The organism is Pseudoalteromonas sp. PA2MD11 (assembly GCF_017808125.1).
Classification (GTDB): Bacteria; Pseudomonadota; Gammaproteobacteria; order Enterobacterales; family Alteromonadaceae; genus Pseudoalteromonas; species Pseudoalteromonas simplex.
This window is the reverse complement of the sequence record NZ_JADKNF010000049.1, coordinates 1-603: the sequence shown is the minus strand read 5'-3', so window position 1 is coordinate 603 and position 603 is coordinate 1. Positions and strand designations below refer to the sequence as shown.

The following is a 603-nucleotide window of genomic DNA, read 5'->3' as shown; positions in this document are numbered from 1 at the left end:
ATCGGCGATTAGCGCAGTTTGGTAGCGCACTTGGTTTGGGTCCAAGGGGTCGCAGGTTCAAATCCTGCATCGCCGACCACTTCTTCTTTAAGAAGCGGCGCTTACAGGCAAGCTTATGAAGTTTTCGATGCGCCCGTAGCTCAGCTGGATAGAGCAACGCCCTTCTAAGGCGTTGGTCGAAGGTTCGAATCCTTCCGGGTGCGCCATTTGAAAATAGGTAAATGCCGTGGTGATTGTAGCTCAGTTGGTAGAGCCCCGGATTGTGATTCCGGTTGTCGTGGGTTCGAGCCCCATCAGTCACCCCAATTTACTCTAAGATATCGGCGATTAGCGCAGTTTGGTAGCGCACTTGGTTTGGGTCCAAGGGGTCGCAGGTTCAAATCCTGCATCGCCGACCACTTTTGGAAAGTTCAAGGTCAAAGAACGATTGGTTTGGGTATATCCAATTCAGTCGAAGGTGCAAATTTTGCATCGCCGACAACTTCTTAAGTGGTATTTATTTTCAAAACTTCTCTCAGTATCGGCGATTAGCGCAGTTTGGTAGCGCACTTGGTTTGGGTCCAAGGGGTCGCAGGTTCAAATCCTGCATCGCCGACCACTTTT

The 603-nt window shown here is 50.2% G+C and carries 5 tRNA genes; all 5 read left to right on the top strand.

Annotation, left to right across the window (positions count from 1 at the left end):
• The first annotated feature begins 2 nt into the window (after window positions 1-2).
• Window positions 3-79, top strand: a tRNA-Pro gene (locus ISP07_RS20475).
• Window positions 80-129: 50 nt separating this feature from the next.
• A tRNA-Arg gene (locus ISP07_RS20470) sits at window positions 130-206 on the top strand.
• A gap of 23 nt (window positions 207-229) precedes the next feature.
• Window positions 230-305: transfer RNA gene (locus ISP07_RS20465), tRNA-His, on the top strand.
• A gap of 16 nt (window positions 306-321) precedes the next feature.
• Window positions 322-398: transfer RNA gene (locus ISP07_RS20460), tRNA-Pro, on the top strand.
• A 123-nt stretch (window positions 399-521) separates the two neighbouring features.
• A tRNA-Pro gene (locus ISP07_RS20455) sits at window positions 522-598 on the top strand.
• The last annotated feature ends 5 nt before the right edge of the window (window positions 599-603 follow it).